The sequence below is a fragment of the Asanoa iriomotensis genome (assembly GCF_016862515.1).
Lineage (GTDB): Bacteria > Actinomycetota > Actinomycetes > Mycobacteriales > Micromonosporaceae > Asanoa > Asanoa iriomotensis.
Genome location: NZ_BONC01000137.1, coordinates 1 through 7,696 on the forward strand (window position 1 = coordinate 1; position 7,696 = coordinate 7,696).

A 7,696-nucleotide genomic window follows, 5' to 3' on the forward strand; every position below is an offset into this window, starting at 1 on the left:
TAGAGATTCGCCGGTCCTAATCGAGGGCAGGATTCGAACCTACGCGCCCGTCGTGACCGGCCGCCGGCGCACCGATCCGGACCGGATCGCCCTGGAGGCGCCGCGATCAGGTTTTGAAACGGCGACCACGACGCCGAGCCGGCGAACTCGGACCCAACGGCAACGTTGGGGTCCGACCTCGCGTACCGCGGACCGCGCCCACCAGACCGTGGGGTCTCCGGGGGTCGCCCCCGGAATCGGAATGACAAATGGCTTCCTAGATCGTGGCCGCGCCAGCGGACACGGTCTAGCAAGCCATTTGGTGGAGCCGAGGTTACGGCATGCGAACCAAAGGATCATGGCTCAGGGCTGCGACATGGACCTTCCTCTGGCCGAGCGTTCCGTGGCGAGCCAGCGCCCACGGCAGTCATAGCTCCAGTACGAGGTCGTACGCGGTTGCCCGGGCGATGGCTAGCGGTAAGGGCTGGAGGGGCCGAAGAGCATATTGACGCGCTCGTGTTGCCGGGCGAACTCGTCAGGGCGGCGATCGCGTTGCTTCCAGAGGACGGCGAGCCAACGCAACGCGCACGTGCGTTGGCTCGCCGCGAACTGCTTGCGGTTGGCGTTGGAAACGCCGAATTCCGGTAGCAGCTTCACCCAGACCTCGTCGGGGATGTCGCGGGCGCTGATGTGCTCGATGTGGTCGGCGGCATCGAACGCACGATTGCTGAATCCGGCGTATTCGAAGTCCACGCAGGCGGCACCATCGCCGGCCTGAAGCCAGTTGAGCAAATTCGCATCGCCGCGGGACAGGACCACTTCAAGCTGGCCGAGGACCAGGCCGGCATCGTCCCTGCGGTGCCATGCTGCGAGCAAGTTCTGCATGGCCGCCGCCAACGGGTCGCTAGCCTCCCTGTCGAGTGCATCGGGCCACACCTGAGTCAACCGGACCAGGTAATGTTCGCCGCTGTCGATTCGGGGCATCTCGGCCATCAGGCCGGACAACGGGACAGCTTGCAGCTGCGTCGTTGTGTGGGCGAGACCGCGCAGTGCCTGCAAAGGGTTAGGCGCTTCGACCAATGGAGCGCCAGGTAGGAAGGTCATCCCTAGGGCTGGCTCGCCCTCAGCTCGATCGAGCCACAGCGGGGCTGGGACCGTTCTGAGATGTTGCGCTTCAAGAAGGTTCAGGGCCGCCCACTCACGATCGGCGCGGCGTCTGTCCGTCCTCCTGTAAAACTTGATCACGGTGTCCTCGCCGGCGGGCGAAGTCCACCGATAGATGTCGTTCTGCATGCCTCCTGCGAGCGGTCGTACGCCCAGCTCTGCCAGCGAGTCGCTGACGGCGTCGCCGTCGCTTCTGCGTGCCTGCCGGAGTGCAGCGAGTAACTCCCTGGAGGCCTTACTGGAAGGGGCGGCCATATTGCTCTTCGGCTCCTCCTCACTCCGTGGTGATGGAACAACTTGCAGGCGAACGGCCGAGCGCGCTGAGCACCGCCACAGGCCGTTCGCTTGGTGACCGCCGGGTTTGGAGGAGTTCAGATTGCGCGCCCTTCCCGCCAAGTGACGACATTGCCGGGCGCCGGCCTCTCGGGCATGCGACACGAGGTCGGTAGCGAAGTCAGGGATGTCGGCGCTCGGCCATTGCGGCGCATAGCAGATCAGCGTCCTCTGAACGCGCAGGATCGCCGAGGTCAGCGAGATCTACAGCCGCTCGAAGGGCGGTGGCTGCGCTATCGAGCCAGGCGACGTCAGCATGCAGGCGCGCGTATGTGAGCGCGGCCCGCCCTTTGAGTCGTAGGCCACGCAGCCGCATATCGGGCTTGACTGGCTCGGCCGCCAGGCCACGCTCAACGAGTTCAAGGGTGGCCTGAAGGTCGCTAACGATGTCGAGGCCATCACCCTGTCGGTGACGCATGCGCACGTCGTAGCAGCCGGCCAGGGTGATCAGACGGGTCGAGTGTTCGGGGATATCTGATCCGCCGATCTCGGCAGCGCGTTCGAAGGCCCGCACGAGAAGGTCAGCGAGGGCGATGGTCTTGTCGTGCTCACGCCACCAAGCTGAGCGTACGGCAGTGGCGTGACACCACATCGCCATCGTGGCCGCTGACGGAGGGTCAGTCGCTGCGCCGCTTCGTGTTGCTGCCTGCACGGTCTGCTGAACGTGTGGCGGCAGCCAGCCAGGAGCGGTCACCGCGATCAGAACCCAGAGCGCGACCTGGGCGGCGGATTCCCGCGGCTGGTCCGGATCACCGGCCAATGCCATCTCGCGGATCATATGGAGCTTCGCGACTTCAAAGAGACCCTCACCGTTGACCGATGCGCTCGTGAGCGCCGCAGCACTGATGCTCTCGTCGAGCACAACCGAAGCTTCGGCCAGGGCAGCAGTCGTCATGGCGGCCATCGAATCCTGCGTATCGAGGCAGCGCTGACTTCGCTGGTGAAGTTTCGCGATTGCCGGTGTTGTCATAGCGACCCCCGCGCGGCTGATTGGCTAACACTAGTCCAGATAGAACTTGTCCTGACCTGATGGTGTCTGCGCACCTTCTCGCACGGCCTCGGTGGCAACCGCAACGCTGCAGCGGGCAACAAGCTCCCGACCAGGAGGTATGCGCTGCCATCTCTTCATTCGGCCACGACCTCCTTTCGGCTCGCGCGTACGCAGGTTCCGTCGGTCAGGACGATATCTGTCTCTCCGCTGGGGCTCGCCTGCCCGATCCCGAAGACGGGACGACCATCGAGGGCTCGCACTTGAGCGGAGCGGGCAGCCATGGGCCGGAACACCCACCTCAACTCCATTCGCTGCGTGCCATCTGCCATTGGTCGCTCCTCACTTCGTGTGCCTAAAGGCCGGGGTGCTTGTTCGGCTCGACCCGAGCAGGCGAGGGCCATAGATTGGCTGGCCCGCACGTCGAGCGATCTTCGTACACTAGTACGAAAGTCCCGCGTGTGGAACGCACCCTCATCCTCGACACGTCGACTCGATGGAGGCTCAAGCGAGTTGGTCGATGCGGTCGAACAGCAGGCGAGCGCCCTGGAGACTGCCAGGGAACATGTCCAGCTCAGCGAGCTCTTTCGGCGTGCTCCATCGAACCTGAAGCTCGGCCTGCCCCGCCGGCTCGGCTGCCGCAGCGACGGCGACGTAGAGATGATCTATGTGAACGTGCGGATGTGGGTGACGGCTCTCCGATGGCACATGCTGCTCGACGATCCAGACAGGCATCGGTATTCCCGGCGCTGAGTCGGTCAGCCCAGCGGCATGTGTATTGATCAAGTGAGCGACGACGCCGGTTTCCTCGCTGACCTCGCGGAGCGCGGCCTCGGCGGGGTTCTCGTGCGGTTCGACATGACCACCGGGCAGCATCCAGCGGTGTAGCCGAGGGTGGCGGATAAGTCCGATGCGCCAGCCGCCGCCGTCGGGGGTAAAGAGGAAGACGCTGGCGGTGCCATGTTTAATCATGGGGGTCACTTACCAATGGTGTCGTGGTTGGGGCAGCGGCCTGCACTTGACACTCCGCCGGGGCCGTTGGGCTAGGTCACCGCGTCATGACGATGCATCCCCTGCGGTGACTCGTGAGAATGATGATTGGCTTTGTTCCAGCTCAAGAGATCGCGGACGGCGGCGTTGAGGGGCAGTCGTGGTTGCCAGCCGAGATGTTGGAGCGCCAACCGGCTGCGGGTGTAGCAGCCGGCGATGTCACCGGGTCTTCTCGGAGCGTGGGTGATAGTGATGCGGCGGCCGACGACGGCCTCAACAGCGCGGATGAGTTCGCCGACGGTGGTTCCGACACCGGTACCGAGGTCCAGCGCCAGGTAGCAATCCGGTGCGGTTGACGCGACGGTGTCGAAGGCTTGCAGGGCGAGTAGGTGCGCCCGCGCGAGGTCCCAGACGTGGACGTAGTCGCGCACAGGCGTGCCGTCTCGGGTGGGCCAGTCGGTGCCGGCGATGGTGAACGGCCGGTCGGCCAGTGCAGCGTCCAGAAGGCTGTCGAGGGCCCGCTCCGTGCCAGCGATGGTCGGCCCGGTTCGCAGGTACGGGTCGGCGCCGACCACGTTCTGGTAACGGAGGGAAACCACGCGCAGGTCTCCGCTGAGGCAGCAGTCGTGCAGTATCTGTTCGAGCATGGCTTTGCTCCAGCCGTACGGCGTTGCCGGCGCAACCGGTGAGCTTTCGTCCACGCCGAAGGTTGGCGTAGGTGCATAGATGGCCGCGCTGGAGCTGAAGATCAGACGCCGACAGCCAGCTTGCGTGAGGGCGTCGACGAATGCGAGTGTCTTGGCGACGTTCTCCCGGTAGTAGCGCAAGGGGTGGCGTACGGACTCAGGCGCGACAAGAACTGCTGCACAGTGCAGGGCGATTGAGACGTCGGGGTGGTCGTCAAAGATCTTCTTGACGAGAGTTCCGTCGTCAATGTCGCCGCGGTAGAAGATCCGGTCGTGGACAAAGTCGATGCAGCCTGTACTGAGGTTGTCCAGGATGATGGGTGTGATGCCGTTGTCGAGGCACATGGACGCGATGGTGCTGCCGATGTATCCAGCTCCGCCCGCAATGAGGACCTTCAACTCGTCGTCCTTCCTGCGTGCGCGTTACAACGCTTGACGTGACTCGGGTGAGAACGGCGTCTGATGGTGACCGGCTACGCGGAGCCGGTGTGTGGTCTGGTCGCTGCGTGCGAGGCGATGATGTCGGCGATCCCGGCAATCGTCGTGAACCGCGGATCGAACAATTGATCGTCGGCGAGCGTGACACCGAAACGCTGCTCGACGAAGGCGGTGAGCGCGACGATGCCGAGCGAGTCCAGGTAGCCGGTGTCGAAGAGTTCCGATCGCTGATCGAAATGGGTGTCGGTGGGCGCGATCCGTCCGATGTCCCGGACGCAAGCCTCTAGAGCGGCCCGGATGTCGGCCTGGGTATCGGTGGTGCTCATGTCGCCTCCGTCGGGAAGTGGCTGGGAAAGCGGTAGACGCCTGCGCGTATCCGGCCCGCGAGCGACGTGCTCTCGTTCACGCCGACTGCCTCGCGGAACTCGTGCTCCAGCCGGGAGCCGACACGACCGGCGTCGACCATCAGCGGAAGGATGCCGGTAGTCGCCGTGGGACTGCCGATTTGTGCTCGTGCCTTGGGCCGGTCGTACGAGTCGTCTGGCAGCAGCGTGCCGGCCAGGGCTCGGATGACAGCCGGTTTGGCGGTGGTGGCCGGGATGCGGAGAAGGTCGTCGCAGATCTGTGCGTAGGGCTGGACGGCTACGAGATCGCGGGCGGCGAAGACGCCGACTTCTCGATCCCCGCACTGCACGCCGCGGACTAGGCTGAGCCGGGCGTGTTCCGCGGGCGCGGTCGGCAGCGGGTAGAAGTCCTGTCCTCGGTATTGGACGGGGGTGTAGTCGGCGAGGAGTTCGTTCATGAGGTCGCCGGTGAACACGAATACCGGTCCGTCGTCCGTTGCCGTGTCGGCGGCGATGGCTTCGGCGAGCAGGTCGTTGACGATGGCGCAGTGGACGTTGAAGTCGCGCCAGTCCTGTCCGAAGCGGTAGGCCCGCGGCAGCACTGCGAGGATCTTGTCAGCGTCGGCAGTGATGAGCCGGAACGGGATGTCCAGTTGGCCTGCGAGTCGTTCGGCGTGGACGGCGTCCGGGCTGAGTTGCCCGGTGTGATCGTCGAAGGCGTAGGTGTAGGCGCGGACGTTGGTGAAGTGCTGGCGGACCAGCGCGGCGATCAGGCTGCTGTCGAGGCCGCCGGACAGGCAGACGGCGACGGGTGCGGTGGGGACGGCTGCGGCGGCCGTGGCGATGTGGCGGATGAGGCGCTCGCGTGCACGTGCCAGGTGGTGGCGGGTATCGGTGTCAGCGGTGGTTGGCAGCTGGTGCGGTTGGTTCAGCCTGATGGTGCGGTCATGTAGGTCGATGACGGCGGTCGCCCCGGCCGGCACCGCGTAGACGGCGTCGAACTGGATACCGGCTCGGACGAGGTCGGTCAGGTAGTTGGCCGCGACGACGCCGCGCTCGGAGTCGACGGCGAAGTAGAGCTTGTTCAGTCCGAGCCGATCACGGCTTAGGGTCACCGTGTCGCCGGTGCGTTCAGCGGTGGCGAATCGGCCGCCATCCGCGATGTTGTGCGGCGATCCCGTGTCGTCTTGTGCGGCATGGTGCACCGTGAACCCGTCAGTGGACCAGCGCAGATTCGCGATCGGGAGGATGGTCTCAAGCATGATCGCCTGTCCCGTCGGTGTTGAGGTCGGCGAGGACATCGAGGGCACGGTCGAGCGCGGGACCGCGGGTGTTGAGGGCGATACGGAAGTAGCCGGGCTCGTGGAATAGCCGCGACGGCATGATCAGGACGCCCTGCTGTGCGGCGCGCTCGACGTAGCCGACGTCATCGGCTGAGGGGACGCGGCCGTAGACGAAGTGGGTGGCGGCAGCGTCGATGACGTCGTAGCCGCTCTCCCGGAGTCGGTGTCGGGTGTGGTGTTGCAGGTCGGCCAGCGGTCCGAGGTCGGGCGTGAAGGGGCTCAGTTCGGTGAGGAGCTGCTGGGTCAGCGCCGTGGGTGCGCAGTAGCCGGTGACCCGCATCGCGCTGACGAGCTGTTCACGCAGGGTGTCACGGTCGGCGATGTCGGGGTGGATGGCGAGGTATCCGGTGTGCTGGCCCTGCATCTGCCACGCTTTGCCGTAGGAGTAGACGCTAGCGGTGTGTCGGTAGGCGTGCGCCGGGCTGGCCAGATCCTCGCCGGTCCAGATGTGGTCGCGGTGGGTCTCGTCGTTGATCAGCATTAGGGGGCGGCCGTGTGCGTGTCCGAGGCGAGTAAGGAGGGCTGCGAGGCCGGTGACCTCGTCGGCGTCGTAGCAGACGCCGGTTGGGCTTGCGGGCTGGCTGATGATCAGTCCCGCTGTGTGCGGCGTCCAGGCCTGCTCGATGGCGTCAAGGTCTACGTGTTTGTCACGTGTGCTGGCGACCAGCTGCGACCCTAGGCCGAGGTTGGCCAGATAGAGCGGGTAGTCCATCCAGCAGGGCGTGACGACCATGACCTGGTCGGGCGGAGTGAATAAGGTGGTCAGCGCCACGTTCAGGGCGGCGGTGGCACCCGGCGTGAGGATGACGTCCCGGTACGAGTACGGCAGAACGTGTTGTTCAGCCAGCACACCGGCGACGCGCCGGCGGGCGGTGGTGAATCCGCCGAACGGGCTATAGCGCAGGTCGTCCACCGTGGCTCGGCTGGCTAGCTCCGCGAGTACCCGATACGGGCGGTCGTCGAGGTGGAAGCGTGGGTTCGGGTAGGACAGGTCGACGGCGCGGGAGCCGAACTGGCGCAGCGTGTCGGCGTGCAGCTGGCCGAACGCCTGCAGCGGCGCCGCCAGGTCACGGATCGTGCTTTCACGGGTCATGGCTGTACCGACCCGGAGGCGAGCTGGCTGACGTGGGTGCGGACTGCGGACCTGTCGGTCTTGCCGGTCGACGTGGTGGGCATCGAGTCGATCACGATGATCTCGTGTGGCTGCATGTGCGGGGGCAGGTCCTGCTGGCAGTACGCGCGCAGGTCGGCGAGCGTGGCGCCGTTGGCGTTGAGGGTCACGGCCGCGATCAGGTGGGCGTCCGGTCCGCTGCCGGCGACGGCGGCAACCACCGCTTCGGTGGCCAAACCGGAGGCTCGGATCTCGGTCTCGATCTCGGTGGTGGTGACGCGGATGCCGCGGGACTTGAACAGTTCGTCGCGCCGCCCGAC

8 protein-coding genes are annotated in these 7,696 nt (G+C 65.7%); all 8 read right to left on the reverse strand.

Annotated elements, in window-relative coordinates; all coding sequences use genetic code 11:
• Positions 1 to 450: 450 nt before the first annotated feature.
• A complete protein-coding gene (locus Air01nite_RS39990; protein WP_203708639.1) occupies positions 451 to 1,398 on the reverse strand; it encodes an aminoglycoside phosphotransferase family protein in 948 nt (315 codons plus the stop codon).
• 199 nt (positions 1,399 to 1,597) lie between these two features.
• A complete protein-coding gene (locus Air01nite_RS39995; protein ID WP_203708640.1) occupies positions 1,598 to 2,380 on the reverse strand; it encodes a hypothetical protein in 783 nt (260 codons plus the stop codon).
• 588 nt (positions 2,381 to 2,968) lie between these two features.
• The gene (locus Air01nite_RS40000) at positions 2,969 to 3,436 is read right to left on the reverse strand and encodes an NUDIX domain-containing protein (protein ID WP_239091289.1); all 468 of its coding nucleotides are present in this window, start codon (positions 3,434 to 3,436) and stop codon (positions 2,969 to 2,971) included.
• Between the two features lie 71 nt (positions 3,437 to 3,507).
• Positions 3,508 to 4,539 carry a UDP-glucose 4-epimerase GalE gene (gene galE / locus Air01nite_RS40005; protein WP_203708642.1) on the reverse strand — a complete coding sequence of 344 codons (1,032 nt, stop codon included), beginning with the start codon at positions 4,537 to 4,539 and terminating at the stop codon, positions 3,508 to 3,510.
• Positions 4,540 to 4,613: 74 nt separating this feature from the next.
• Positions 4,614 to 4,904, reverse strand: coding sequence for an acyl carrier protein (locus tag Air01nite_RS40010; protein WP_203708644.1), 291 nt, complete (start codon positions 4,902 to 4,904; stop codon positions 4,614 to 4,616).
• Positions 4,901 to 6,184: an asparagine synthase C-terminal domain-containing protein gene (locus tag Air01nite_RS40015; protein WP_203708645.1), complete on the reverse strand. Its 1,284-nt coding sequence runs from the start codon at positions 6,182 to 6,184 to the stop codon at positions 4,901 to 4,903. The genes Air01nite_RS40010 and Air01nite_RS40015 overlap by 4 nt, the downstream gene beginning before the upstream one ends.
• Complete coding sequence (locus Air01nite_RS40020; protein WP_203708647.1) at positions 6,177 to 7,358, reverse strand: aminotransferase class I/II-fold pyridoxal phosphate-dependent enzyme; 1,182 nt, start codon at positions 7,356 to 7,358, stop codon at positions 6,177 to 6,179. The genes Air01nite_RS40015 and Air01nite_RS40020 overlap by 8 nt, the downstream gene beginning before the upstream one ends.
• Positions 7,355 to 7,696, reverse strand: a 342-nt coding sequence (locus tag Air01nite_RS40025) for an AMP-binding enzyme (protein WP_444541821.1), incomplete at its 5' end; no start/stop codon positions are given. The genes Air01nite_RS40020 and Air01nite_RS40025, both read right to left, overlap by 4 nt.